The sequence below is a fragment of the Pseudomonas sp. yb_2 genome, assembly GCF_043103905.1.
In the GTDB taxonomy this organism is placed as follows: domain Bacteria; phylum Pseudomonadota; class Gammaproteobacteria; order Pseudomonadales; family Pseudomonadaceae; genus Aquipseudomonas; species Aquipseudomonas alloputida.
Genome location: NZ_JBICKH010000076.1, coordinates 40,726 through 66,299, shown reverse-complemented (window position 1 = coordinate 66,299; position 25,574 = coordinate 40,726). Strand labels below are relative to the sequence as shown.

The 25,574-nt window shown below is 63.1% G+C and carries 22 protein-coding genes, 5 tRNA genes and 2 pseudogenes; 20 read left to right on the top strand and 9 right to left on the bottom strand.

Annotated elements, in window-relative coordinates; genetic code table 11:
- The first annotated feature begins 110 nt into the window (after nt 1–110).
- Both msrB and ACF8FB_RS20380 read left to right on the top strand, forming a co-directional pair.
- The gene (gene msrB, locus ACF8FB_RS20385; protein ID WP_010952901.1) at nt 111–506 is read left to right on the top strand and encodes a peptide-methionine (R)-S-oxide reductase MsrB; all 396 of its coding nucleotides are present in this window, start codon (nt 111–113) and stop codon (nt 504–506) included.
- A 13-nt stretch (nt 507–519) separates the two neighbouring features.
- On the top strand, nt 520–1,008 hold the full coding sequence (locus ACF8FB_RS20380) for a glutathione peroxidase (RefSeq protein WP_392511771.1): 489 nt from the start codon (nt 520–522) through the stop codon (nt 1,006–1,008).
- On the opposite strand, the gene ACF8FB_RS20375 is transcribed toward ACF8FB_RS20380, so the two are convergent.
- Nucleotides 998–3,355: an ATP-binding protein gene (locus tag ACF8FB_RS20375; protein WP_392511769.1), complete on the bottom strand. Its 2,358-nt coding sequence runs from the start codon at nt 3,353–3,355 to the stop codon at nt 998–1,000. The genes ACF8FB_RS20380 and ACF8FB_RS20375 overlap by 11 nt on opposite strands.
- 105 nt (nt 3,356–3,460) lie before the next feature.
- Between ACF8FB_RS20375 and ACF8FB_RS20370 the strand changes: the two genes are divergently transcribed.
- Together ACF8FB_RS20370 and ACF8FB_RS20365 are read left to right on the top strand one after the other, a co-directional pair.
- A complete protein-coding gene (locus ACF8FB_RS20370; protein WP_003247104.1) occupies nt 3,461–4,348 on the top strand; it encodes an ATP-binding protein in 888 nt (295 codons plus the stop codon).
- Nucleotides 4,349–4,831: a GAF domain-containing protein gene (locus ACF8FB_RS20365; RefSeq protein WP_392511767.1), complete on the top strand. Its 483-nt coding sequence runs from the start codon at nt 4,349–4,351 to the stop codon at nt 4,829–4,831. It abuts the gene before it with no gap.
- Between the two features lie 75 nt (nt 4,832–4,906).
- Here ACF8FB_RS20365 and ACF8FB_RS20360 read toward each other — a convergent pair whose 3' ends face one another.
- Nucleotides 4,907–5,674, bottom strand: a complete 768-nt coding sequence (locus ACF8FB_RS20360) for a hypothetical protein (protein WP_392511765.1) — start codon at nt 5,672–5,674, stop codon at nt 4,907–4,909.
- A 332-nt stretch (nt 5,675–6,006) separates the two neighbouring features.
- Between ACF8FB_RS20360 and ACF8FB_RS20355 the strand changes: the two genes are divergently transcribed.
- From ACF8FB_RS20355 to ACF8FB_RS20335, 5 genes are all read left to right on the top strand, one after another.
- Nucleotides 6,007–6,082 (top strand) — tRNA-Glu (locus ACF8FB_RS20355).
- Between the two features lie 2 nt (nt 6,083–6,084).
- Nucleotides 6,085–6,160, top strand: a tRNA-Gly gene (locus ACF8FB_RS20350).
- A gap of 92 nt (nt 6,161–6,252) precedes the next feature.
- Nucleotides 6,253–6,328 (top strand) — tRNA-Glu (locus ACF8FB_RS20345).
- 3 nt (nt 6,329–6,331) lie between these two features.
- Nucleotides 6,332–6,407, top strand: a tRNA-Gly gene (locus tag ACF8FB_RS20340).
- A gap of 85 nt (nt 6,408–6,492) precedes the next feature.
- Nucleotides 6,493–6,568, top strand: a tRNA-Gly gene (locus tag ACF8FB_RS20335).
- Nucleotides 6,569–6,734: 166 nt separating this feature from the next.
- On the opposite strand, the gene ACF8FB_RS20330 is transcribed toward ACF8FB_RS20335, so the two are convergent.
- From ACF8FB_RS20330 to ACF8FB_RS20310, 5 genes and pseudogenes are all read right to left on the bottom strand, one after another.
- Nucleotides 6,735–6,959 (bottom strand): hypothetical protein, encoded by a 225-nt coding sequence (locus ACF8FB_RS20330; protein WP_392511763.1) that lies wholly within the window; start codon nt 6,957–6,959, stop codon nt 6,735–6,737.
- 104 nt (nt 6,960–7,063) lie between these two features.
- A pseudogene (locus ACF8FB_RS20325) lies at nt 7,064–7,507 on the bottom strand (molecular chaperone); the annotation flags it as partial.
- 53 nt (nt 7,508–7,560) lie between these two features.
- Nucleotides 7,561–8,100, bottom strand: coding sequence for a fimbrial protein (locus ACF8FB_RS20320; RefSeq protein WP_392511761.1), 540 nt, complete (start codon nt 8,098–8,100; stop codon nt 7,561–7,563).
- Nucleotides 8,101–8,319: 219 nt separating this feature from the next.
- Nucleotides 8,320–8,730 carry a PA2817 family protein gene (locus tag ACF8FB_RS20315; protein WP_010952919.1) on the bottom strand — a complete coding sequence of 137 codons (411 nt, stop codon included), beginning with the start codon at nt 8,728–8,730 and terminating at the stop codon, nt 8,320–8,322.
- A 68-nt stretch (nt 8,731–8,798) separates the two neighbouring features.
- Nucleotides 8,799–11,246, bottom strand: coding sequence for an acyl-CoA dehydrogenase (locus ACF8FB_RS20310; protein ID WP_392511760.1), 2,448 nt, complete (start codon nt 11,244–11,246; stop codon nt 8,799–8,801).
- A 390-nt stretch (nt 11,247–11,636) separates the two neighbouring features.
- Between ACF8FB_RS20310 and ACF8FB_RS20305 the strand changes: the two genes are divergently transcribed.
- From ACF8FB_RS20305 to ACF8FB_RS20295, 3 genes are all read left to right on the top strand, one after another.
- On the top strand, nt 11,637–12,260 hold the full coding sequence (locus ACF8FB_RS20305; protein WP_003247126.1) for a glutathione S-transferase: 624 nt from the start codon (nt 11,637–11,639) through the stop codon (nt 12,258–12,260).
- Nucleotides 12,261–12,393: 133 nt separating this feature from the next.
- A complete protein-coding gene (locus tag ACF8FB_RS20300; RefSeq protein ID WP_010952922.1) occupies nt 12,394–13,326 on the top strand; it encodes an ABC transporter ATP-binding protein in 933 nt (310 codons plus the stop codon).
- A complete protein-coding gene (locus ACF8FB_RS20295; protein ID WP_010952923.1) occupies nt 13,323–14,102 on the top strand; it encodes an ABC transporter permease in 780 nt (259 codons plus the stop codon). The genes ACF8FB_RS20300 and ACF8FB_RS20295 overlap by 4 nt, the downstream gene beginning before the upstream one ends.
- Nucleotides 14,103–14,111: 9 nt before the next feature.
- On the opposite strand, the pseudogene ACF8FB_RS20290 reads toward ACF8FB_RS20295, so the two are convergent.
- Nucleotides 14,112–14,618, bottom strand: a pseudogene (locus tag ACF8FB_RS20290) (DUF2062 domain-containing protein); the annotation flags it as partial.
- Between the two features lie 142 nt (nt 14,619–14,760).
- Between ACF8FB_RS20290 and ACF8FB_RS20285 the strand changes: the two are divergent.
- The 8 genes from ACF8FB_RS20285 to murB all read left to right on the top strand — a co-directional run bounded on the left by ACF8FB_RS20285 (nt 14,761) and on the right by murB (nt 21,623).
- Nucleotides 14,761–16,974: a DNA internalization-related competence protein ComEC/Rec2 gene (locus ACF8FB_RS20285; RefSeq protein ID WP_392510330.1), complete on the top strand. Its 2,214-nt coding sequence runs from the start codon at nt 14,761–14,763 to the stop codon at nt 16,972–16,974.
- A gap of 110 nt (nt 16,975–17,084) precedes the next feature.
- Nucleotides 17,085–17,720: a MotA/TolQ/ExbB proton channel family protein gene (locus tag ACF8FB_RS20280; RefSeq protein ID WP_026031862.1), complete on the top strand. Its 636-nt coding sequence runs from the start codon at nt 17,085–17,087 to the stop codon at nt 17,718–17,720.
- Nucleotides 17,717–18,151: a biopolymer transporter ExbD gene (locus ACF8FB_RS20275; protein ID WP_010952926.1), complete on the top strand. Its 435-nt coding sequence runs from the start codon at nt 17,717–17,719 to the stop codon at nt 18,149–18,151. The genes ACF8FB_RS20280 and ACF8FB_RS20275 overlap by 4 nt, the downstream gene beginning before the upstream one ends.
- The gene (gene lpxK / locus ACF8FB_RS20270; RefSeq protein ID WP_049586866.1) at nt 18,151–19,152 is read left to right on the top strand and encodes a tetraacyldisaccharide 4'-kinase; all 1,002 of its coding nucleotides are present in this window, start codon (nt 18,151–18,153) and stop codon (nt 19,150–19,152) included. The genes ACF8FB_RS20275 and lpxK overlap by 1 nt, the downstream gene beginning before the upstream one ends.
- 44 nt (nt 19,153–19,196) lie before the next feature.
- Nucleotides 19,197–19,382: a Trm112 family protein gene (locus ACF8FB_RS20265; protein WP_003247142.1), complete on the top strand. Its 186-nt coding sequence runs from the start codon at nt 19,197–19,199 to the stop codon at nt 19,380–19,382.
- On the top strand, nt 19,379–20,143 hold the full coding sequence (kdsB, locus tag ACF8FB_RS20260; RefSeq protein ID WP_010952928.1) for a 3-deoxy-manno-octulosonate cytidylyltransferase: 765 nt from the start codon (nt 19,379–19,381) through the stop codon (nt 20,141–20,143). The genes ACF8FB_RS20265 and kdsB overlap by 4 nt, the downstream gene beginning before the upstream one ends.
- Nucleotides 20,143–20,607 carry a low molecular weight protein-tyrosine-phosphatase gene (locus ACF8FB_RS20255; protein WP_004575950.1) on the top strand — a complete coding sequence of 155 codons (465 nt, stop codon included), beginning with the start codon at nt 20,143–20,145 and terminating at the stop codon, nt 20,605–20,607. Before kdsB ends, ACF8FB_RS20255 begins: the two co-directional genes overlap by 1 nt.
- Nucleotides 20,604–21,623 (top strand): UDP-N-acetylmuramate dehydrogenase, encoded by a 1,020-nt coding sequence (gene murB, locus ACF8FB_RS20250; protein WP_392510328.1) that lies wholly within the window; start codon nt 20,604–20,606, stop codon nt 21,621–21,623. The genes ACF8FB_RS20255 and murB overlap by 4 nt, the downstream gene beginning before the upstream one ends.
- 116 nt (nt 21,624–21,739) lie before the next feature.
- On the opposite strand, the gene rne is transcribed toward murB, so the two are convergent.
- Nucleotides 21,740–25,015: a ribonuclease E gene (rne, locus tag ACF8FB_RS20245; protein WP_392511756.1), complete on the bottom strand. Its 3,276-nt coding sequence runs from the start codon at nt 25,013–25,015 to the stop codon at nt 21,740–21,742.
- Nucleotides 25,016–25,574 lie beyond the last annotated feature (559 nt).

Below are 25,574 nucleotides of genomic sequence, written 5' to 3'. Positions count from 1 at the left end.
GAAGCGGGTGCCAGACTGAACGCCTGGCACACGAAGCCAACTAATATACGTGCCACCCGCGCCCCGGAAAAGACGGTGCGGGGTGAAATTCAGCCTGCCGAGGTCCCTACATGAAAAAGATTGAAAAAACCCTGGACGAATGGCGGTCGATGCTCGACCCCGAGCAGTACCAGGTATGCCGCCTCAAGGGCACCGAACGGCCATTCAGTGGCAAGTACAACAGCGAGCGCCGCGACGGCATCTACCACTGCATCTGTTGCGGCCTGCCGCTGTTCGATGCGCAGACCAAGTTCGACGCCGGCTGCGGCTGGCCGAGCTTCTACGCGCCGATCGAGGACAGCGCGATGATCGAGATCCGCGACACATCCCACGGCATGATCCGCACCGAGGTCACCTGCGCCCGTTGCGACGCGCACCTGGGGCATGTGTTCCCTGACGGCCCGCCACCGACCGGCCTGCGCTACTGCATCAACTCGGTGTGCATCGACCTTCGTCCGCGCGACTGACCGGAGCCCGACCATGGCTGCAACGATGCTGAACATCCCCTGCGTGACCCTGGGCGGCGAGCACAAGACGCTCGGCGACTTCCCGGGCAAGGTGCTGTTGGTGGTCAATACCGCCAGCCAGTGCGGTTTTACCCCGCAGTACAAGGGCCTGGAGCAACTGTGGCGGGCCTATCGCGACCGTGGCCTGGTGGTACTGGGCTTTCCGTGCAACCAGTTCGGCAAGCAGGAACCTGGCGATGCGCGGGAAATTGCGCAGTTCTGCGAGCGTAATTTCGGCGTGAGTTTTCCGCTGTTTCGCAAGGTCGAGGTCAACGGCCCGGGCGCTCACCCTCTGTTCGTCGAACTCAAGCAACGCGCCCCGGGTATTTTGGGTAGCCAGAAGATCAAGTGGAACTTCACCAAGTTTCTGGTCGACCCGGCCAGTGGCCAGGTCAAGCGCTATGCCCCCACCACCAAGCCACAGGCCCTGGAGGCGGACATCGAGCGTTTGCTCAGCCGCTGAAGGGCACCCAATGGTCGACCAGGGCCAGTAGCTCTTCGCGGCGGAATGGCTTGGCCAGGTAGTCGTTCATGCCCGCCGCCCGGCAGCGTTCGCGTTCTTCGGGCATGGCGTTGGCGGTGAGGGCGACGATGGGCAACTCGGGCCAGCGGCCGCTTTGGCGGATACGCCGGCTGGCCTCGTAGCCGTCCATCACCGGCATGTTGCAGTCCATCAGCACCAGGTCGAATTCCTCGCGCGCCAGCAGCTCAAGGGCCTCCGCGCCCTGGCTGGCCAGTTGCACCTGGCAGCCGAGCTTGGCCAGCATGCCCTTGGCCACCAGCTGGTTCACCGGGTTGTCCTCTACCAGCAGTATCCTCGCACGGCCTTGCTCCTGGGTAATGGCCGGGATGGCCAGCGGGTGTTCGGGCTCATGGCCTTGCAAGGTGCGGCGCAGGGTCTGGTACAGGGCGTTGCGTGCCAATGGTCGGGCCAGCTGGTGCAGCGGGGCCAAGGCCAGGGACTGCTCGTTGGGCAGGAAGTTGCCGTAGGCGGTCACCAGCAGAATCGGGGTTTTCAATGCCGGGCGCAGTTCGAACAGGTGCTCGACGTCGTCGGTGATCAACAGGTCGATCACTGCGGCATCCAGCGTGGCGCAACTGTCATGGCGCTGGTAGGTCAGGCCCCAGGCGGGCAGCAAGTGCTGCAACAGTTCATTGAGCCCGCTGCCGGCTGCGCTCAGTGCGGCCACGCGGCCATGCAAGGGCGCTGGCGGGATGGCTTCGGTGTGCACGGTCAGCGGCAATTCGGCGGTAAAACAGCTGCCAAAGCCCGGCTCGGAGCGAATGTGCAGGTGGCCCTGCATGGCCTTGCACAGGTTACGCGTCAAAGCCAGGCCCAGGCCGGTGCCACCGTACTGGCGGGTGATGCCGGCACCGGCCTGGGTGAAGGGCTGGAAGATGCGCGCCTGGGCGTCTTCGGGGATGCCGATGCCGGTATCCCGTACCTCCAGACGCACACCACCGACAATGGCCGCCAAGCGCACGTCGACGCGGCCGAAGCGGGTGAACTTCAGCGCGTTGGACAGCAGGTTGCTGACGATCTGCCGCACACGCGTGGGGTCGCCGAGCACGCTGCTGGGGAAGTCGCTGGCGATCAGGCAGGTCAGCTCCACACTTTGCGCGGTGTTCTGCGACAGCAGGTTGGCGGTGTCTTCCACCATCGAGCCCATGTCGAACGCAATGCGTTCCAGCTCTAGCTGGCCGGCATCGAACTTGGACAAGTCAAGAATATCGTTCAGCAGCTCTACCAGCACCTTGCCCGAGTCATGGGCGATAGCCAGTTGCTGGCGTTGCTCGCTGGGCAGCGGGTTGTCCAGCGCCAGGGCGATCATGCCGAGCATGCCGTTGAGCGGGGTGCGGATTTCGTGGCTCATGTTGGCCAGGAAGGCGGCGCGCGCCTGGGCCATGTCCAGCGCTCGGCTGCGGGCTTGTTCCAGCTCCTGGTTGGACAGGCTCAGGCTGCTGTTGCTGGCCTTGAGCTCGTTGGTGCGCGCCGACACGATGTCTTCCAGCTCGTTCAGGTACTGGGTCAGGCGGTTTTCCGCGGTGCGCCGCTGTTCGATCTCGGTGGCCATGCTGACGAACTGCTGGTTGGCGACCTTCACCAGCACGCCGATTTCGTCATGCTCGTGTCCATGTGGGCATTCCAGGCGCGTTTGCCGGGGTTTGCGCGGGTCGCTGCCGCTGAGTGCGCCGATCACCGTCACCAGCGGTTTGGTCAGCATCATGTAGAACAGCGCCAGCAGAAGGCCGGTGAGCACCAGGCTGCGGGCAAAACCATTGAGCAGGGTGATGCCGGCACGGTCGAGAAAGCGGCTGCCGAAGGCGAAGGTGTCGATGTCCAGGTACAGGGTGCCCAGGTATTGCTCTGGCATGTGGGTCAGGTACAGGCGCTCCTTGAACTGGCGTTGCTCGCCGAACAGGAAGTCGCTCAGTGGCCGATAGCGGTCCTGCAGTTTTGGCCGCTCGACATCGGCCAGTACCGTTTCGTTGTTGTCGATCAGCCGTGCGCGGATGACGGCCGGCGACTGCAGCAGGCCGCGGGTCAGCTCCAGCGCCAGTTCCGAGTCGATGTTGTAGGCGATGCGCGAGGCCGGGTTGTGGCTGATTTGCAGCAACGCGTTCACTTCACGGTTGATGGACGCGTCTTCGCTGGCATAATCGATGCCGATCTGGATGAGACTGAGCAATGTTCCCAGGATGAAGCCGACCAGGACTGTCAACCGGGCTTGCTTGTATGACAGGCGATTGGTGAACTTGATATCCATGAGTCCCGAGCCGGTTTCCCGTTCCTTGCGCTGCGCAAGCATAGCCGAATAGCCCCGGCTGCTGGTGGATCTGTCTGTTCATTTCAGTTGATCGCCAAGCGGGGGCGCGCAGCGGCCCCCAAAAAACTGAGATTGTTAGGAGTCGTCATGGACGCTCGCTTGATCGCTTTTCTGGACCGCGCCGAATCGGTACTGGCGCGCCTTGAACCCCTGTTGCCGGCACAACGCCCGCACATCGACTGGGGCACCACACTGGCCGCGCGCTGGCAGCGTGATGGCCGCAGCGGCTACCTGCTGCCGCTGGACGTCAGCCTGGATATCCGCCTGACCGACCTGATCGGCGTCGACAAACAGCGCGACCAGCTGGGCCGCAACACCCACCAGTTCATCAACGGCCTGCCGGCCAACCACGCGCTGCTGTGGGGCTCGCGCGGTACTGGCAAGTCGTCGCTGGTCCGTGCCTTGCTGGCCGAGCACGCCAGCGCCGGCCTGCGCTTGATCGAAATCGAACGTGACCACCTGGCCGACCTGCCACGGGTGGTCGAGCAGCTGCAAAAGCTGCCGCAACGCTTCATCCTGTTCTGCGACGACCTGTCGTTCGAAGCCGGGGAGGGCGACTACCGGGTGCTCAAGAGCGTGCTCGACGGCTCGCTGGAGCAGGCCCCGGACAATGTGCTGCTGTACGCCACCTCCAACCGCCGCCACCTGGTTCCCGAGAAGGAAAGCGACAACGAGAACTGGAAGCGTGTCGACGGCGAGCTGCACCCCAGCGAAGCGGTGGAGGACAAGATTGCCCTGTCTGACCGTTTTGGCCTGTGGCTGTCGTTCTACCCGTTCACCCAGGACCATTTCCTGAACGTTGTCGAGCACTGGATTGGCCAGTTGGCGCAACCTGCGGGCCTTGTGTGGCAACGCACCGAAGCACTCGACATCCTCGCCGTGCGCTGGGCCACCGGCCGCGGCAACCGTAATGGCCGTTGTGCCTATCAGTTCGCCCGCTACTGGGTCGGGCTGCAATTGCTGGAGCAAAAGTAAATGATCGACCTCAATGCCAGTGGCGCCGGCCTCGACGGCTATAACCTGCTGGCGGCGCAAGTGCAGGCGCTGTTCGCCGACGAGCGTGACTTCATCGCCAACGCCGCGCAGTTTTCCGCGTTTCTGTATAACCAGGTGGACGACCTGAACTGGGCGGGGTTCTACCTCAACCGCAACGAAGAGCTGGTGTTGGGCCCGTTCCAGGGCCAGGTGGCGTGTGTGCGTATTCCGTTCGGTAAAGGTGTGTGCGGTGCTGCGGCGACAACGCGGCAGACCCAGCGGGTCGAGGATGTACATGCATTCCCTGGCCACATTGCCTGTGACAGTGCCTCCAACAGCGAGCTGGTGATCCCGTTGGTGAAGGACGGCAGGTTGATTGGCGTGCTGGACCTGGACAGCCCGACGGTCGGGCGGTTCAGCGAGGCGGACCAAGTGGGGCTGGAGCGCTTGGCGGCGATCTTTCTGGCGTTGACTGACTGCTGATCGATGTTGCCTGTGCCGGCCTCTTCGCTTGTAGGAACGGGTTTACCCGCGAAGAGGCCGGTACAGGTTAACCAATCAGTCGTAGATCACCTTCTTCTTCCAGGTCTCTTCCTCATCGGTCTTGAGCCCATCGGTCAATTCGTTGTGCTCGTCTTCTGCCGGTGCCATGCGGTCCAGTACCTGGGCATTGGCCCGGGCCAACAGTTTCTCAAGATACGTCAGCTGCTCTTCATACACCTTCGGCTCCGGCTGCTTGCGCAAATACTGCACGCCGCGCTCGAAGGCCAGGCGCGCCTGGCCGGGCTGGCCTTTTTGCAGGGCCTGTTGGCCGAGGTTGTTGAAGAACTCTATATGCAGCAGCACCAGGACATGGCGGATTTCCTTGACCCAATGCTTGGCCTCGACGGCGGGCAAGAAGCCCTCATGGGCAGCACGGGTCACCTGATTGTGCAGCGCCTCCAGCAAGAAGCGTACGTCCTTGGCCTTGATCTCGGTGTGGATCGGGTTAGGTGGGTTGTTGACCGGGATCTTGTCGCCCAGGGCAATCAGCCCTTCCAGTTCGGCGATGCGCGCCTTGAATTCGGCATTGTGCTTGTCCACCGCCAGCAGGCGCTGGTTGAGGTTCAGCTCCAGGCGGGTCAGCAGCAACTTGAGGGCCGGGGTCATGAACTGGCCGGGGAACGTTTCGGTGATCTCGCCACAGCGGCGCAGGCGGTCGGCGAGCTCGATCTTCATCCGGGCGCGCTCAAGCTTGCCATTCTCGACCACATTGTTGAGGTAGCCGATCACGATCAGCAACGCGATGCCCGCCACGATGAGCAGGGTGATCAGAAGTGGTGTCACCGTTAAAGCCTCATGAATAGGTTTGCATGATTGAGTGTAGGAGCGAGCTTGCTCGCGAGAGCCCTGACAGCCATTCTCTTTTTCTATCGGCAAACTGTGCCATGACTGGATGCTGGCACATTAATGCTGAGTTAACGCCAGAAAATCAACGCCAGACCCCAACAGGCGTACCAAAACAGCGCTAGGTGTACCCGGAAGTCATTGATTTAAATAAATTTCTACAAAGGGGTTGACGCCTTCCCGAACCATCCATAGAATGCGCGCCACTTGCAGCGTAAAGCACACAGCGAAACGCGGCAGGGAGTGAAAGCAGGCAGTAATGCCAGCAGCGTGTCCCCTTCGTCTAGTGGCCTAGGACACCGCCCTTTCACGGCGGTAACAGGGGTTCGAGTCCCCTAGGGGACGCCAATGCGGGAATAGCTCAGTTGGTAGAGCACGACCTTGCCAAGGTCGGGGTCGCGAGTTCGAGTCTCGTTTCCCGCTCCAGTTTCTCCGGCACTGCTTAGCGGCGGGGCAGGAAAAGAAAACCCAGGCTGAATCGTGAGGTTCATGTTCTGGTGCACTGAAAAGTGTTGTGTGTCCCCTTCGTCTAGTGGCCTAGGACACCGCCCTTTCACGGCGGTAACAGGGGTTCGAGTCCCCTAGGGGACGCCAAATGCGGGAATAGCTCAGTTGGTAGAGCACGACCTTGCCAAGGTCGGGGTCGCGAGTTCGAGTCTCGTTTCCCGCTCCAGTTTAAATACTGTGGCGTCTATGCGGTGCAGTGGTGGTGAAGGTCTTCAAGGCGCTTCACGCCGAACGTGGTAAAGCTTCAAATTGCGGGAATAGCTCAGTTGGTAGAGCACGACCTTGCCAAGGTCGGGGTCGCGAGTTCGAGTCTCGTTTCCCGCTCCAAATCAAGATTTACGGCCTTCCACGGAGGTCTGTAGATCCTCGAAAATAGACGCTTCGGCGTCTTTTTTCGTTTCGGTCAAAGCCATCGGGATCCATGGGCATCCCGACATTTGGCTTCACTGCAAAAAACGCCACTCTTTCGGGTGGCGTTTTTTTTTGCATCGGGCTACGGCTTGTCTTCCAGTTGGGCTGCCGCATCGGGAAATTTCAACCAGCTCAGCTTATCGTCGAACGACACTTCAACCGACACCCGGAACTGATAGTTGATTGCCAGCCTCAACAGCTCGGTTTTCGTGACGCTACCCAGCACCATTACGCCCGTTCCGCTGGGTACAGGCAGCGCGGTGGCAATCGGCAGCCTGATTTCCCGAGTGACGTTGCCGCTTTCCACCCCGTCGATCCAGGCGTTGACGAATTGCGACGTATGCCGGAACGGCCAGCTTTCCAGGGTAAAGGCGGTGCTTTCGCCCAGTGTGCGCAGGTTCAGTGCGCGGTTGTGCGCAAGGCGATGTTGAGTTGATTGCCAGTGTCGCTGCTGACTTGCGGAATCTCCTGCACGTTGAAGAAGAACAGCGACTCGCGGTCGTGTGGCAGTGTATTGGGCAGTCCAATTATTTTTAGAAGTTGTTCACTGTTCGGGTTGATCTTGAACAGCGGTGGGGACGTTGCAAAGGGTACGCTGGTCGTATTGTCGTCGGCGTCCGTATTTATCCACGCCTGCACGGCATAGATGCTTTTCGATGGGTTTCGAACAACGACGGATGTACTGCGTTTGTCGCCGTTGAAAACGAGGCGCGTGTTGTTTAATGTCAAGGCGGCATGACTGTTTACCGAGAGGGTAAGCATCAATAAGGTCAGGCAGACGCAAACAACGACGCGGGCGGGTATCGTGAATGTTGACGGATTGGTCATCGGGTAACTCGCTGCATCCAGACGCACAACTACGCCTGGATGGTTTAACCGTGCAAGGACTGCACAGAATTTATGCGTAATTATTGATAGTCGACGGTGTAACGAACCTGGGCGGATGCAAGGCCGTGCGTCACGGTGCTGGCAGTGGAACGGTAGTAGGCGTCGAACCGGAGGTCGGTTGGGCCTGTCGCGTTGAGTGGGTAATCAACCGAGGTTCCACCGGGTTTGATCGATGCCTTGGACTTGTCCCTGATCACAATCGAGATGTTTTCTGCCGTGCCGGCACTGTTACCAATGCTGAAATAGTCGCCGCTGGCATCAGCGGCACCGTCAAACTTCACGAAGGCATTGTCTTCGCTGATGCTGCAGACTGTTTTGTCGGGTACGCGGATGTTAAAAGATGCGCCACGGACTTCAACGTTGGCAGCGGGGAATCGCCCCATGGGAATTTCGCCCATGGCGACGCGGTCACTGACATTGCCGTCACCGGGATTGACGATCTCGATAGGACACGTTTCGGGCGTGATGCGGCCTTCAAAGAATATCGAGCCGGAAGCGAATGCAGCATTGCTTGCCAGGCCAGTAAGCAGGCCGAGGGATAGAACTAAGGAATTCTTCATGACATAACCTGATTGGGTAAATGGGTCAAGTTTCAGTGCGGGGGTGGGCTGGGTCTTTCCCGTTTCCCGTTTTCGCCCCGGCGCTGATTCTATTTGTCATGAGATTTATCGGGCTGTAGGAATAAGCCGGACAACTTTGCGATCTTTCGCTTTGTTACAAGATCTTGAGGTGTAGGCTTCCACAGGTGCCCTGGCGTTACCAGGGCACCTGAAATCAGGTTAATGGGTACTGCTTGGGCCACTCTGGCTCAGCAGTTGCTTTTCCAGGTTCCAGTCGAATGGCTCTGCGTTCAACTCGGCCTCGTGGCGACGCTCTTCAAGCTGCTGATAAAGCGCCAGCTCCTCGTCTGGCATGAAGTGCAGGCAATCGCCAGCGAAGAACCACAGCAAGTCACGCGGCACCAGATGAGCGATCTGCGGGTAACGCTGGATCACCTGACACATCAGGTCCTGGCCCAGGTACTGGCTCTCAAGCGGATCCTGCGGCAATAGCGTCAGCAGTTCGTCGAAGCGTTCGAGGAACAGGGCGTGGCTTTCTTCTGGCACCTGCTCTGCTTCACCCAGCGCCACCAGAATGGTGCGCAGGTGCTGGAGCAGTTGCAGGTGATATTCCAGGTAGGGGTTGGCCATGGAATGGGTCCTCGGTATGGCTGAAACGGGGGGCGGAGTATACGCCGCCCCCCGTTTCTCGCGAAGGGTCAGCGCACCTTGCCCGGTACGGCGAGCAACTGCGCCTTGTCGAAGGCATCGACATCGATCACCTTGCGCCGAGCCTGTTCGGCCTCGTGCAGCCGCTGGCCATCGTCGGGTTGCAGCACGCCTGCCTTGACGGCGGCGTCGATACCGGACTGGTCGGGGGCTGGCTGGACTTTGCCTTCCTTGACGGCTTGGTACAGGGCCTTGCTCAACTGTGCCGTGTCTTCGAGCAGGTCACTGGCCCGTTGCAGATCCGCGACCGGGTCGTGTTCTGCCTGTGGGCGGTAGCAGCCGGCCAGCAGTTCCTCCAGTGCCGGATCGCCCTTGCGCCGGCCGATCAGCTCGGCCACCTCGGCATCCAGTTCATCACCGGGGCCCTTATGGCGGCGGCCGAAGGGGAACACCAGTACCCGCAGCGCGCAGCCGACGAAGCGGTTGGGGAAATTGTCGAGCAGGCGGTCCAGCGCACGCTCCGTCTGGCCCAGGCTTTCTTCCATGGCCCAGCGCAGCAGCGGCTGCAGGTATTCGGGCGAGCCCTGGTCGTGATAGCGCTTCAGGGCAGCGCTGGCGAGGTACAGATAGCTCAGCACATCGCCAAGCCGGGCGCTGAGGCGCTCGCGGCGCTTGAGCGCCCCACCCAGCAGCATCATCGAAAGGTCGGCCATCATGGCAAACGCCGCCGCCTGGCGGTTCAGGGCGCGGAAGTAGCCTTGGCTCAGGGCATCGCCCGGCACCCGCTCAAAGCGACCCAGCCCCAGGCCGTAGACCAAGGTACTGGCCGCATTGCCGGCGGCGAACAGGATGTGTTTCATCAGCAGGTCATCGAATTCCTTGAGTGCCTGATCGTGGTCTTCACGCCCGGCCAATGCCATTTCCTTGAGCACGAACGGATGGCAGCGAATGGCGCCCTGGCCGAAGATCATCAGGTTGCGCGAAAGGATGTTGGCACCTTCGACCGTGATGAAGATCGGCGCACCTTGCCAGTTGCGGCCCAGGTAGTTGTTCGGGCCCATGATGATGCCCTTGCCACCGTGCACGTCCATGGCGTGCTGGATGCATTCGCGGCCACGCTCGGTCAGGTGGTACTTGAGGATCGCCGACAGCACCGAGGGCTTTTCGCCCAGGTCCACGGCCTTGGCGGTCAGCAGGCGGGCACTGTCCATCAGCCAGGCGTTGCCGCCAATGCGTGCCAGCGATTCCTGGATGCCTTCGAAGGCCGCCAATGGCACGTTGAACTGCTCGCGGATATTGGCGTACTGGCCGGTCACCAGGCTGGTGTACTTGGCGGCACCGGTGCCGACCGCCGGCAGTGAGATGGAGCGGCCCACCGACAGGCAGTTCATCAACATCATCCAGCCCTTGCCGAGCATGGCCTGGCCACCGATCAGGAAGTCCAGCGGTACGAACACGTCTTTGCCGCTGTTGGGGCCGTTCATGAAGGCGGCGCCCAGCGGCAGGTGGCGTTTGCCGATCTCGACGCCGGGCGTGTCGGTGGGGATCAGGGCCAGGCTGATGCCGAGCTCCTCCTGTTCGCCCAACAGATGGTCGGGGTCGTAGGCTTTGAAGGCCAGGCCCAGCAGGGTGGCGACCGGGCCGAGGGTGATGTAGCGCTTTTCCCAGTTCAGGCGCAGGCCGATCACTTCTTCGCCTTGCCACTGGCCTTTGCAGATGATGCCGGTGTCGGGCATGGCGCCAGCGTCCGAACCGGCCAGCGGCCCGGTGAGGGCGAAACAGGGGATTTCCTCGCCACGGGCCAGGCGCGGCAGGTAGCGGTTGCGTTGTTCGTCGGTGCCGTAGTGCAGCAGCAGTTCGGCAGGGCCCAGGGAGTTGGGCACCATCACCGTGGAGGCCAGGTCGCCGCTCCGGGTGGCCAGCTTCATCGCCACCTGGGAGTGGGCGTAGGCGGAGAAGCCCTTGCCGCCGTATTCCTTGGGGATGATCAGGGCGAAAAAGCCATGTTGCTTGATATGTGCCCAGGCTTCGGGCGGCAGGTCCAGATCCTGGCCAATCTGCCAGTCGCTGACCATGGCGCACAGTGCTTCGGTCGGGCCATCGATGAAGGCCTGTTCTTCTTCGGTCAGTTTCGGTGCCGGGTAGGCCAGCAAGGTGCGCCAGTCGGGGCGGCCACTGAACAGTTCGCCGTCCCACCACACGGTACCGGCGTCGATGGCTTCGCGCTCGGTCTGCGACATGGGTGGCAGGGTGCGCTGGAACCAGCGGAATACCGGGGCGGTAAAGACTTTGCGTCGCCACTGCGGGAGCGCAACCAGGGCGATCTTCAGGGCCAGCACCACCCAGATCAGCGCCAGCAGCCAGCCGGGGGCACTGCTGAAAATGCCCATCAACAGCACATAGGCCGCCACGATGCTGAGAATCTGCAAGGGCGCCAGGCGCCGGTGCGTGAGGTACGCCGCGCCGATCACCAGCACCACCAACCACAACAGCAACATAATCGGTCCTCCTTGGAACCAAGGGCTTGAGCCATTCCAGACAGCTTAGACGCAATGCTGTGAACGGCATGTTCAGAACAGTGACAGGGCGTGGCGGTGGGAGTTTCAGCTCATTTGTTCGCCTGTACCGGCCTATTCGCGGGTAAACCCCTCCTACAACGGAACGTGGCGATGCCACCGATTGATGAATGCGGTGGCGGCCGCGACGGTGAATGACCGGGGGGTTGGCTGGCAGGCTCGGCCTATGTGTGGGTAAAAACCACGCAGGAATACCGGTGACGTGAAGACGGTGGTGAGCCTGTGGGAGCGGGCTTGCCCGCGAAGAGGCCCGTACAGGCGGCGAAGGTCTGGAGTAGACTGTGCCACCTCCGCACTCAAAAGGATGTTGCCATGCTGAAGATCTGGGGCCGCAAGAATTCGAGCAATGTGCGCAAGGCGCTGTGGATCGCCCACGAGCTGGGCCTGGACTTCGAGTCCATCGACGCCGGCGGCGCCTTCGGCGTGGTCAACGAGCCGCACTACCGCGCCCGCAACCCCAACGGCCTGGTGCCGATGCTCGAAGACGGCGACCTGACTTTGTGGGAATCCAACACCATCGTTCGCTACCTGTGCGCGGAGTACGGCACGGAGCAGGGCTGGTATCTGGCAGACCCACGGCAGCGCGCCCTGGCCGACAAATGGATGGACTGGACTACATCGTCCTTCGCCGCACCCTTCCGCCCGCTGTTCTGGGGCCTGCTGCGCACGCCGGAAGACCAGCGCGACTGGGTGGCGATCAACGCCGCGCACAAGCAGTGCGCGCAATTACTGGCCATTGCCGACGAAACCCTGGCCAATCAGCCGTACCTGTCCGGTGACCAGATCGGCATGGGCGACATCCCACTGGGTAGCTTCATCTATGCCTGGTTCGAACTGCCCATCGAGCGCCCGGACATGTACCACCTTCAAGCCTGGTATGAACGCCTGAAGCAACGCCCGGCCTACCAGGCCGCCGTGATGACCGCGCTCACTTGAACCCGCTTCGATAGTCATTATCAATAGATGTGACTGTACTTGTGCAGCCTGGCCTTGCACCATGGCTGCACTCACTGCGCCAGTGACTTTACCTGGCGTGTCCTGCACCTTTTTCTTCGGTAAGTGACCCGCTATGAGTTCCGCCCTGTCCATCCGACAGCTGACCAAGACCTACGGCAATGGCTTTCAGGCCCTCAAAGGCATCGACCTCGATGTTGCCGAAGGCGACTTCTTCGCCTTGCTCGGCCCCAACGGCGCCGGCAAATCCACCACCATCGGCATTCTCTCGACCCTGGTGAACAAGACCAGCGGCACAGTGAACGTGTTCGGTCACGACCTGGACCGCGAGCCCTCCGCGCTCAAGCGTTGCCTGGGCGTGGTGCCGCAAGAGTTCAACTTCAACCAGTTCGAAAAGACCTTCGACATCGTCGTGACCCAGGCCGGGTACTACGGCATCCCGCCCAAGCTGGCCAAGGAGCGCGCCGAGCAGTACCTGACTCAGCTGGGCCTGTGGGACAAACGTGATGTGCAGTCGCGTTCGTTGTCCGGCGGCATGAAGCGGCGCCTGATGATTGCCCGCGCATTGATCCACGAACCGCGCCTGCTGATCCTGGACGAACCCACCGCCGGGGTGGATATCGAGCTGCGCCGCTCGATGTGGAGCTTCCTCACCGAGCTGAACCAGAAGGGCATCACCATCATCCTCACCACCCACTATCTGGAAGAGGCTGAGCAGCTGTGCCGTAACATCGGCATCATCGACCATGGCACCATCGTCGAGAACACCAGCATGCGCCAGTTGCTGGGCAAGCTGCATGTCGAAACCTTCGTGCTCGACCTCAAGCAGGACCTGGCCGCGGCGCCGGTACTGCAGGGCTACCCGTGCCGGCTGCTGACCCCGCATACCCTGGAAGTGCAGGTGGAGAAGGACATCGGCATCACCGCGCTGTTCGGCCAGCTGGCGCTGCAGAACATCGAAGTGCAGAGCCTGCGCAACAAGACCAACCGACTCGAGGAGCTGTTCGTGTCCCTGGTGGAAAAAAACCTGTCGAAGGTGGCCGTATGAGTGTGGAACTGCGCACCAACTGGGTCGCCCTGAACACCATCGTCTACCGCGAAGTGCGGCGCTTCCTGCGCATCTGGCCGCAGACGTTGCTGCCGCCAGCGATCACCATGGTCCTGTACTTCGTCATCTTCGGTAACCTGATTGGCCGGCAGATCGGCGACATGGGTGGCTTCACCTACATGCAGTACATCGTGCCGGGGCTGATCATGATGTCGGTGATCACCAACTCCTACGGCAACGTGGTGTCGAGCTTTTTCGGCAGCAAGTTCCAGCGCTCGATCGAAGAGCTGATGGTGTCGCCGGTGTCGCCGCACACCATTCTCGTCGGCTATGTGCTGGGTGGGGTGCTGCGTGGTTTGGCGGTGGGTGTGATCGTGACCATCCTGTCGATGTTCTTCACCGACCTGCAGGTGCACCACCTGGGCGTGACCGTGGCGGTGGTGCTGCTGACGGCCACCATCTTTTCGCTGCTTGGCTTCGTCAACGCAGTGTTCGCGCGCAACTTCGACGATATCTCGATCATCCCGACCTTCGTGCTGACGCCGCTGACCTACCTGGGCGGGGTGTTCTACTCGATCAACCTGCTGCCGCCGTTCTGGCAGACCGTGTCGTTGGCCAACCCGGTGCTGCACATGGTCAACTCGTTCCGCTACGGCATTCTAGGGGTGTCGGATATCAGCATTGGCACGGCGATCACCTTCATGCTGGTGGCCACTGCGGTGCTCTACGTTGTTTGCGTTCGCTTGCTGGTCAGCGGCCGCGGCATGCGGGCCTGAAGCCTTGCACCGGCATTGGCGACGACGCCACTGCCGGCCCACCCACCAGCGCCAGTAGAACATGGTGGTGAAGTAGGCAAGGATGCCCAGCACCACGCCGCACACCACCGAGCCGAGCAGGAAGGGTTGCCACAGCGTCGACAGCTGGTCGGTGATCCACTGGAAGGTCAGCTCGTCGGGCAGGGTGCGCGGCGGTACCTGCATCAGCCAGGCACCGGTCATGTAGGTGACGAAGAACACCGGCGGCATGGTCAGCGGGTTGGTCAGCCACACCAGGCTGACGGCGACCGGCAGGTTGCCGCGCACCGGGATCGCCAGGGCCGCCGCCAGCAGCATCTGCATCGGGATGGGAATAAGCGCCGCGAACAGGCCCACACCCATGGCTCTGGCCACCGAATGGCGGTTCAGGTGCCAGAGGTTGGGATCGTGCAGCAACTTGCCGAAAAAGCGTAAGGACTTGTGTTCCCGAATGCTGGTCGGGTCCGGCATGTAGCGTTTGAAAAGTCGGCGCGGCATGTAGGCTCCCGGAGCGTTGACCCTGGCAGTATGCCCTTAATCCTGCTCCGACTCGTTTAGAGTTTGTGACAATTGTTGAGCAAGCGTTGCCGGCAATTGAGCTATGCCTCAGGAGGTGATTCGCCTTCTGGAGCTCTACCTCATGCGCACAGGGATGTTTGCGCTCGCGCTCGGGCTGTTGTGCCTGGGCTTTCTGCCCGCATTGCCATCGGTCGGATGGTTGATAACCCTGGCAGCCTGCGCTGTCGGCAGCCTGTTTACCCGGGTCTGGCCGCTGGGTTGGTTTCTGCTGGGCTTGTGTTGGGCGTGCGGGTCTGCTCAGCAGGCCCTTGATGATCGTCTGGCTGCCGGCCTGGAGGGGCGCACCTTGTGGCTGGAGGGGCGGGTGGCGGGTTTGCCGGCCCGCACTGCACACGGTGTGCGTTTCGAGCTGGAAGCGCCACGCTCGCGGCGGGCCGAACTGCCTCAGCGCCTGCAGCTGAGCTGGTTCGACGGCGCGCCGCTGCGGGCGGGCGAGCAGTGGCGGCTGGCCGTGACCTTGCAGCGCCCGAACGGGCTGCTGAACCCGCATGGGCCCGACCGTGAAGCGCAGTTGCTGGCGCGACGGGTGGGGGCTACGGGTACGGTCAAGGCGGGGCAGTTGCTGGCGCCAGTCGCCGGTGGTTGGCGCGATGCGCTGCGTCAGCGCTTGCTGATGGTCGAAGCCAATGGCCGGCAGGCAGCGCTGGTGGCACTGGTGCTTGGCGACGGTGCGGGCCTGGCCCGTGAGGACTGGCAGACGTTGCAGGCCACCGGCACGGTGCACCTGTTGGTGATTTCCGGCCAGCACATCGGCCTGGTCGCCGGTTTGCTCTATGGCCTGGTCGCCGGGCTGGCGCGTTGGGGGCTATGGCCGGCAAGGCTACCGTGGTTACCCTGGGCCTGCGGCCTGGCCATGGCCGCAGCGCTGGCCTACGGGTGGCTGGCTGGCGGTGGGGTGCCAGTGCAGCGGGCCTGCCTGATGCTGGCCGTGGTGTTGCTCTGGCGTCTGCGCTTTCGCCACCTTGGCGCGTTTTTTCCGTTGCTGCTTGCACTGGTCGCCGTGCTTGTCTTCGAGCCACTGGCGGCGTTGCTGCCTGGGTTCTGGCTGTCGTTCGCCGCCGTGGCCACGCTCATCTACTGCTTCAGTGCCCGGTTGGGTGGTTGGCGGCCCTGGCAGGCCTGGACACGAGCGCAATGGGTGATCGCTGTCGGCTTGCTGCCGGTGTTGCTGGCCACCGGCTTGCCGGTGAGCCTCAGTGCGCCGCTGGCCAACCTTGTGGCGGTGCCGTGGGTCAGCCTGGCGGTCTTGCCGTTGGCGTTGCTGGGCACGCTGATGTTGCCGCTGGCGGGTGTTGGCGAGGCGTTGCTCTGGCTGGCAGGTGGCCTGCTGGATGTGCTGTTCCGTGGGCTGGCGCTGGTGGCGCAGCAGCGCCCGGCATGGGTCCCGCCGGCCCTGCCGTTGTGGGCCTGGCTGCTGGTATGTCTGGGTGTGCTGTTGGTTTTGCTGCCCCGTGGTGTGCCGCTGCGCGGGTTGGGAGGGGTAATGCTGCTGGCGCTGTGGGTGCCCCGGGAGCCGGTGCCGTTCGGCCAGGTCGAGGTCTGGCAGCTGGATGTTGGCCAGGGGCTGGCGGTGCTCTTGCGTACGCGGCATCACAGCCTGCTCTACGATGCCGGGCCGGCCAGGGGGGAAAGCGACTTGGGGGAGCGAGTGGTGCTGCCAACCTTGCGCAAGCTGGGGGTGGGCGGCCTTGACGTGATGGTGATCAGCCATGCACATGCCGATCATGCGGGCGGGGCCGTGGCCATTGCGCGTGGTTTGCCGATCAAGCGGATAATCGGTGGGGAAGCGCTGGTTGATGTTCCGTTGCAGCCTTGTGCCAGTGGCGAGCAATGGGATTGGGATGGCGTGCGCTTTTCGCTGTGGCGCTGGGTGGACGGGCAGAGCAGTAATGACCGTTCCTGTGTCTTGTTGGTCGAAGCGCAGGGCGAGCGCTTGCTGCTGGCGGGGGATATGGAAGCTGCTGCCGAAAGGGCCTGGCTGGCGGACACTGAAGTGCCGCGTATCGACTGGCTGCAGGCGCCGCATCATGGCAGCCGCAGTTCGTCCACCGAGGCGTTCGTCCGGGCTACCGCACCGCGCGGGGTATTGATTTCGCGGGGGCGCAACAACAGCTTCGGGCACCCGCACGTGCAGGTGGTCGAGCGGTATGGGCGGCATGGGGTGGTGATGCATGATACGGCGGAGGAGGGGGCATTGCGGTTGGTGCTGGGGCGGCATGGGGTAGTCGAGGGGGTTAGGGGGCAGCGGCGGTTCTGGCGGGTTCGAGGGGAGTGAGGCAGAGGCAGGCATCTGCCAGCCCAGACCCCAATTCCCTGACCTTCGGCAGATGAGCCCTCGGCGCGCCTATGGTAGAGTGGCGGCCTTTTTCCGAAGGGGCGTTTATTGTGTGGGAATTGGTCAAGTCCGGTGGTTGGATGATGCTGCCGATCATTCTGAGCTCCATCGCTGCCATGGCTATCGTCGTCGAACGCCTGTGGACCTTGCGCGCCAGTCGCGTCACCCCGCCGCACCTGCTGGGCCAGGTATGGATGTGGATCAAGGACAAGCAACTGACCAGTGACAAGCTCAAGGCCCTGCGTGCCGATTCGCCACTGGGTGAAATCCTCGCGGCGGGCCTGGCCAATTCGCGTCACGGTCGGGAGATCATGAAAGAGTGCATCGAGGAGGCAGCCTCGCGCGTCATCCATGAACTGGAGCGCTACATCAGCACCCTCGGCACCATCGCCGCCATGGCGCCTCTGCTGGGTCTGCTGGGCACCGTGCTAGGCATGATCGACATTTTCAGCGCCTTCATGGGCTCGCAGATGACCGCCAACGCCGCCGTGCTGGCCAGTGGTATCTCCAAGGCCCTGGTCACCACTGCGGCTGGCCTGATGGTCGGTATTCCGGCAGTGTTCTTCCACCGTTTCCTGCTGCGCCGCATCGATGAACTGGTGATCGGCATGGAGCAGGAGGCGATCAAGCTGGTGGAAGTGATCCAGGGTGACCGTGAAGTGGAAGTGGCCGGAGGCAAGGCGTGAAGTTCCGGCGCAATCGCCAGCGGGAGAACGTCGACATCAACCTGGCGTCGCTGATCGACGTGGTGTTCGTCCTGCTGCTGTTCTTCGTGGTTACCACCACCTTCACCCGCGAAACGCAACTTCGCGTCGAGCTGCCCGAAGCCACCAGCGCCGAGCCGGCGCCGGCCGACCCGGGCAAGCTGGTGGAAATCACCATCAGCGCCGAAGGCGTGTATTCGGTGAACAACCACCTGCTGCCCAAAAGCGACCTGGCCACCCTGAGCGAGGCCATAGAGCGCGAGTCGGGCGGCGACAACAAGTTGCCGCTGGCCATCAGCGCCGACGGCAAGACCCCGCATCAGGCTGTGGTCACCGCAATGGATGCTGCCGGCAAGCTCGGTTTCAGCCAGTTGCGCATGACCACCGTCGAGGCGGCCCAGGGCACGCCTTGATGGCTTTCGCCGATCGCTTGCTCGCTGCCTGGTATGCCGGGCATCCGGCGCTGGCGCTGCTGCGTCCGCTGGAGGCCTTGTATCGCCGCGTGGTCACGCGCAAGCGGGCACGTTTTCTAAGGGGTGACAGTGCCAGCTACCGGGCACCGGTACCGGTCATTGTGGTGGGCAACATCACCGTCGGTGGCACCGGCAAGACGCCGATGATCCTCTGGCTGATCGAACACTGTCGCCGGCAGGGGCTGAAGGTGGGTGTGGTCAGCCGCGGTTATGGTGCCAAGCCTCCACAGCTGCCTTGGCGGGTGCAGGCCGATCAGGCGGCCGATCAGGCGGGCGACGAGCCGCTGCTGATCGTGCAACGCACCGGCGTGCCACTGATGATCGACCCCGATCGCTCCCGTGCCGTGCAGGCATTGCTGGCAAGCGAACTCCTAGACCTGATCCTGTGCGACGACGGTATGCAGCATTACCGCCTGGCCCGTGACCTGGAACTGGTGCTGATCGACGCTGCCCGCGGCCTGGGCAATGGCCGCTGCCTGCCGGCGGGGCCGTTGCGTGAGCCGGCCGACCGCTTGCGTGAGGCTGACGCGGTGCTGTTCAACGGCGCCAGCGAAGACCGCACCGATGGTTTCGGTTTCTGCCTGCAGCCGTCGGCCCTGGTCAACGTGCGCACTGGCGAGCGCCGTGCGCTCGACCATTTCCCCGCCGGCCAGCGCCTGCATGCGGTGGCCGGTATCGGCAACCCGCAACGTTTCTTCAACACCCTGCTGGGGCTAAACTGGCAGCCGGTGCCGCATCCCTTCGCCGACCATGCGCAGTTCAGTGCCCGGAGCCTGGCCTTCAGCCCGCCACTGCCGCTGGTCATGACCGAGAAGGACGCGGTGAAATGCCGGGCCTTTGCCGCTGACGACTGGTGGTACCTGGCCGTCGAAGCGCAGCCTACGCCGGCTTTCAGCGCCTGGTTCGACAACCAGCTGCAACGCTTGTTGCGCAAACCCTGAGCCCGTTTTCTATTTCCGGCCACCTGGCCTAAAGGAAGCCTCCAATGGACACCAAACTGCTTGATATCCTGGCCTGCCCGATCACCAAGGGCCCGCTCAAGCTGAGCGCCGACAAGACCGAGCTGATCAGCAAAGGCGCTGGCCTGGCCTACCCGATTCGCGACGGTATCCCGGTCATGCTGGAAAGCGAGGCACGCACCCTGACCGACGACGAGCGTCTTGACAAATGAGCCTGGAATTTACGGTAGTAATCCCCGCCCGGCTGCGCTCCACCCGCCTGCCAGGCAAACCGCTGCTGCTGATTGCCGGCAAGCCGATGGTGCAACATGTGTGGGAGCAGGCCCGCAAGAGCGGTGCCAGCCGTGTGGTCATCGCCACCGACGACACCAGCATCCTCGAAGCCTGCCAGGCCTTCGGTGCTGAAGTGATGATGACCCGTGCCGATCATGAATCGGGCACTGACCGCCTGGCCGAAGTGGCCGCGTACCTAGGGTTGCCGGCTGACGCCATTGTGGTCAACGTGCAGGGCGACGAGCCGCTGATCCCGCCGGTGATCATCGACCAGGTGGCGGCCAACCTGGCTGCGCATCCGGAAGCCGGTATCGCCACCCTGGCCGAGCCGATCCATGAGCCGGAAACCGTGTTCAACCCGAACGCGGTCAAGGTGGTGAGTGACAAGAACGGCCTGGCCCTGACGTTCAGCCGAGCGCCGCTGCCCTGGGCCCGCGATACCTTTGCCAAGGCCCGCGACGTGCTGCCGGAAGGGGTGCCCTATCGCCGTCATATTGGCATGTACGCCTACCGTGTCGGCTTCCTGCACGACTTCGTCAGCTGGGGCCCATGCTGGCTCGAGCAGGCTGAAGCGCTGGAGCAGCTGCGTGCCCTGTGGCACGGCGTACGCATTCACATCGAGGACGCCATCGAGGCGCCTGCCGTGGGTGTCGACACCCCAGAGGATCTGGAGCGCGTACGGCGCTTGCTGGAGGCCTGATGCGCGTCCTGTTCGTGTGCCTGGGCAACATCTGCCGCTCGCCCACCGCCGAAGGCGTGCTGCGCCATCAATTGCACGCCGCCGGGCTCGCTGACAAGGTGCAGGTGGCTTCTGCCGGCACCGGCGATTGGCATGTCGGCAAGGCGCCAGACAGCCGCACCTGCAAGGCGGCGCTGGCGCGTGGTTATGATCTGTCGCAGCAACGCGCCCAACAGGTCAAGGCATCGCACTTCGCCGAATACGACCTGGTGTTGGCCATGGATGAGCACAACCTGCGCGATTTGCGCGCCTTGCGCCCGTCCACGGCAGTGGGTGAACTCGACCTGTTCCTGCGCCGCTACGGTGCAGCCCTGGATGAAGTGCCAGACCCTTACTACGGTGGCGCCGACGGCTTCGAGCAGGTGCTGGATCTGGTGGAAGCGGCTTGCCAGGCGCTGGTACTGGAAATCAAGGGGCGTCTATGACAGTGCAGTGGCAGGAGCAGGTATCGCTCAAGCCGTACAATACCTTCGGCATCGACGTGAAGGCGCGCTATTTCAGTCAGGTGCAGGACGACCAGCAGGTGCGCCAGGCATTGGGCCAGGCACAGCAAAGGGGCCTGCCGGTACTGGTGATCGGGGGTGGCAGCAACCTGCTGCTGACCCGCGATATCGATGCACTGGTGCTGCACATGGCCAGCCGCGGTCGGCGTGTGCTCAGTGACGATGGCGAGCGTATCGTGGTCGAGGCCGAGGCCGGTGAGCCGTGGCACGCTTTTGTGCAGTGGACGCTGGCGCAGGGCTATTGCGGGCTGGAGAACCTCAGCCTGATCCCCGGCACCGTCGGTGCTGCGCCGATGCAGAACGTGGGCGCATACGGGGTGGAGATCAAGGACGTGTTCGCCGGGCTGACAGCCCTGGACCGTGAGACGGGCGCGCTGCGTGACTTCAGTTTGGCGGAATGTGCTTTCGGCTATCGTGACAGCCTTTTCAAGCGCAACCCTGGCCGCTGGTTGATCCTGCGTGTGCGCTTTGCCCTGACCCGCACCCTGCACGCTCATCTGGATTACGGCCCGGTGCGCCAACGCCTGTCTGAGCGGGGTGTGACCGAGCTCACCGCGCAAGCGATCAGTGATGCAATCTGCAGCATTCGCCGCGAGAAGCTGCCAGATCCGGCAGAGCTGGGCAATGCCGGGAGCTTCTTCAAGAACCCGGTGGTAACGGCTGATCTGGTCGAGCGAATTCGTGCGCAGTATCCCGGTGTCGTGGCATACCCACAGGCTGATGGTCAGGTGAAACTGGCGGCGGGCTGGTTGATTGAGCAGGCGGGCTGGAAGGGTCATCGTGAGGGTGATGCTGGCGTGCATCGCTTGCAGTCGCTGGTGCTGGTCAACTATGGCCAGGCGAGCGGGGCGCAGATGCAAGCGCTGGCGTGCAAGATTCAGGCGGATATCTTCGAGCGGTTTGGGGTTGAGCTGGAGATGGAGCCTAATCTTTACTGATTTGCCGGCTGTGAACGCCCGTAGGAGCGGGTTTACCCGCGAAGAGGCCCGTCAGGCAAACCAAAAAAAGCCCCGCCAGTTTGCACTGGCGGGGCTTTTTCATTCAGCTTTGGCTATCAGCCGTGATGAGGTTTGTGCTCATCGGCGGCTTCCAGGGCTGGTTCCTGGGAAGCTGCAGCAGCTTCCTGTGCCGCTTTGGCAGCAGCCTCGGCCTCCCGCTTGCGGCGACGCACTTCACGTGGGTCGTTCGGTGCACGGCCGTTGGCCAGCATGACAGTGGCAGGTTCGACCACTGCAGGTGCAGGTTCGACCACCGCAGGTGCAGGCTCGGCCACCACTTCTGGCTGGGCTTCGACAACCGGGGCAGGCTGTGCGGCAACCGGAGCGACTTCGACCACGGCCGGGGCCTGTTCGATTTCACCGGCTTCTACCACTGGGGCTTCTGCCGGGGTTTCAGTGACCGCGGTTTCTGCAACCACGACCGGCTCAACAGCAGGTGCATCTTCAGCGACAGGCTGCGGGGCCACTTCGACCACAGGCTCGGCAGTTGCCTCGGCTGCGGCCACTGGCTCGGTGACCGGCTGCTCGACCGCTGGGGCCACGGACGCTTCTTCAGCTTTGGTGGCCGCTTCGACCTGCTCGACCGGTTGGGCGGCTTCGCTGTTGTCGGTTTCTGCAACGGCAGCGACTTCGGCGGTAGCACGCTCGGCCTGCTGGTTGGCCTGGGCTTCTGCGTCGGAGCTGATGTTGCTGCTGGCGACAGCAGCCGTCACGGCAAGGCCGGCAGCCAGTTCGGCACCCAGCTCGGTGGCCTGGTGCTGTTGTGGCTGCTCTTCGCTGCCTTCTTCTTCACTGCCGTCGATCAGCTCGCCGTTGGCATTGCGCTGACGCTCACGACGGTTGCTGCGACGACGCTGGCCACGGGAGCGGCGGCGCGGGCGCTCGCCATCGGTGCCTTCCTGCTCGTCTTGCAGCAGCTCTTCGCCTGGCAGTTGCTCTTCGGCCAGCTCGGCTGCCTGTTCGGTTGCTTCTTCGGCAGCGCGTGGTTGGCGCTCTTCGCGTGGTGGGCGCGGGGCGCGTTCTTCGCGTGGAGCACGCTCTTCGCGCGGTGCGCGTTCTTCACGTGGAGCACGTTCTTCGCGAGGGGCGCGTTCTTCACGTGGGGCCCGTTCTTCACGTGGGGCACGCTCTTCACGCGGTGCGCGTTCTTCACGTGGAGCACGCTCTTCACGCGGTGCGCGCTCTTCACGTGGCGCTCGCTCTTCGCGGGCTACACGTTCTTCACGCGGCTGGCGCTCTTCGCGTTCGGCTGGCGGGGTAGCGTCCAGCGGCTCGCGCAGTTCGCGAACGCGCTCTTCGCCGCGGTTGCCACGGCGGTCTTCGCGTGGCTGGCGCGGCGCACGTTCTTCACGCGGTGCACGCTCTTCACGTGGGGCACGTTCCTCGCGCGGTGCACGCTCTTCGCGTGGGGCGCGTTCCTCGCGCGGTGCACGCTCTTCACGCGGTGCGCGCTCGGCACGCTCTTCACGCGGCTTGCGTTCTTCGTCGCGGCGGCCGTTGCGGTTGCGGCTTTGCTGGCGGCCGTTGCGGCGTTCTTCGTTGCGCGGGCTGCGCTCGGCAGCCGGTTTTTCGGCGGCGGGCACCACTGGCGCGGCGGCAGGCTCGTCCTTGCCGGCGAACAGGCTCACCAGCGACTTCACCAGGCCTTTGAACAGGCTTGGCTCCGGAGCGCTCGGGGCAGGGGCGACCGGCGCGGCAGCCTGGGGCTCTTCAGCGGCGGCCGGTACCGGTGCGTTGGCGCGGGCCGGGGCCGTTTTCACTGCGGCTTCCTGGCGTACCAGGGTGCGGGTGGCGGTCGGTTGCGGCGCTTCTTCGGCTTCGGCGGCGGCGATTTCGTAGCTGGACTGGTTGTTCAGCACTTCAGGGTTGTCGTCGCGCAGGCGCTGGACTTCGAAGTGAGGGGTTTCCAGGTGGTCGTTCGGCAGGATGATGATGCGCGCACGGGTGCGCAGCTCGATCTTGGTGATCGAGTTACGCTTTTCGTTCAGCAGGAACGCGGCTACCGGGATCGGCACTTGAGCACGCACTTCAGCGGTGCGGTCCTTCAGGGCTTCTTCTTCGATCAGGCGCAGGATGGCCAGCGACAGCGATTCGACGTCACGGATGATGCCGGTGCCGGAGCAGCGTGGGCAGACGATGCCGCTGCTTTCGCCCAGCGATGGGCGTAGACGCTGACGGGACATTTCCAGCAGGCCGAAGCGCGAGATGCGGCCAACCTGCACGCGGGCGCGGTCGGCTTCCAGGCATTCACGCACGCGCTCTTCAACAGCGCGCTGGTTCTTCGCCGGGGTCATGTCGATGAAGTCGATGACGATCAGGCCGCCGATGTCACGCAGGCGCAGCTGGCGGGCGATTTCCTCGGCCGCTTCCAGGTTGGTCTGCAGGGCGGTTTCTTCGATGTCGCTGCCTTTGGTGGCGCGCGCCGAGTTGATGTCGATCGACACCAGGGCTTCGGTCGGGTCGATCACGATCGAACCGCCGGACGGCAGGTCGACCACGCGCTGGAAGGCGGTCTCGATCTGGCTTTCGATCTGGAAGCGGTTGAACAGCGGTACGCTGTCTTCGTACAGCTTGACCTTGCTGGCGTACTGCGGCATCACCTGGCGGATGAAGGTCAGCGCTTCTTCCTGGGCGTCGATGCTGTCGATCAGTACTTCGCCGATGTCCTGACGCAGGTAGTCGCGGATGGCGCGGATGATGACGTTGCTTTCCTGGTAGATCAGGAATGGCGCGGCGCGGTCCAGGGACGCTTCCTTGATGGCGGTCCACAGCTGCAGCAGGTAGTCCAGGTCCCACTGCATTTCTTCGCTGCTGCGGCCAAGGCCGGCGGTGCGCACGATCAGGCCCATGTCGCCCGGTACGGTCAGGCCGTTCAGGGCTTCGCGCAGTTCGTTGCGCTCTTCGCCTTCGATGCGGCGGGAGATGCCACCGGCACGCGGGTTGTTGGGCATCAGCACCAGGTAGCGGCCGGCCAGGCTGATGAAGGTGGTGAGGGCGGCGCCTTTGTTGCCGCGCTCTTCCTTCTCGACCTGAACGATGACTTCCTGGCCTTCGCTGAGCACTTCCTTGATGTTGACCCGGCCTTCCGGGGCCTTCTTGAAGTACTCGCGGGAGATTTCTTTCAGCGGCAGGAAGCCGTGACGTTCGGAGCCGAAGTCGACGAAGGCGGCTTCGAGGCTGGGTTCGATGCGGGTGATCTTGCCTTTGTAGATGTTGGCCTTTTTCTGCTCGCGCGCGCCGGACTCGATGTCCAGGTCGTAGAGACGTTGGCCGTCCACCAGGGCTACACGCAACTCTTCGGGTTGAGTCGCGTTAATCAGCATTCTTTTCATGTTGTACCGTCGGTTTCCGGGCTGCCGGAAACGGCGTTCGGCACACACGACGTCTCATGGTCGGTGCCAAGGTGCGCAAAGGGTGGCCGGGCCACCCCCGTGTCGAGCGACGTTCGGCACCAGCCGGTTGCCCAGCCTGCCGTTGTCGCGACGACGCGTCCTGTTTGCTGCGGTGCCAACAAGGCCCCGGTGGCTTCGAATAGGTATCCGAATCAACCAAGCGGGCCTTGTGCACTCAGTCAGGAGGAGGAATCAACCGTCAGCCGTGGACGCCCGGAGGGCATCTGTTCAGGACCTTATCCGCTCACCAGCCGTCAGTGGGCTGGTGGCCGGACGCGGTGCTACACGGTCCGAGGGCTGTGCATCTCCACCCTGCACGTATCCCTGATAATTCGGGTGCTGCCGCGCGCTGAATCCGCAACGGGTTGCATTTTTCGCCAGCGCTGGTTCTGCGCTGGCGCCATTCATGTCCAAGGCAGGTATTTCCGAAGCATTCGCCGGGCGATGCGTGGAAGCGACTCGCGGGCAGAGGTGCAGCGAAAAGAATCGGGTAAGCAGG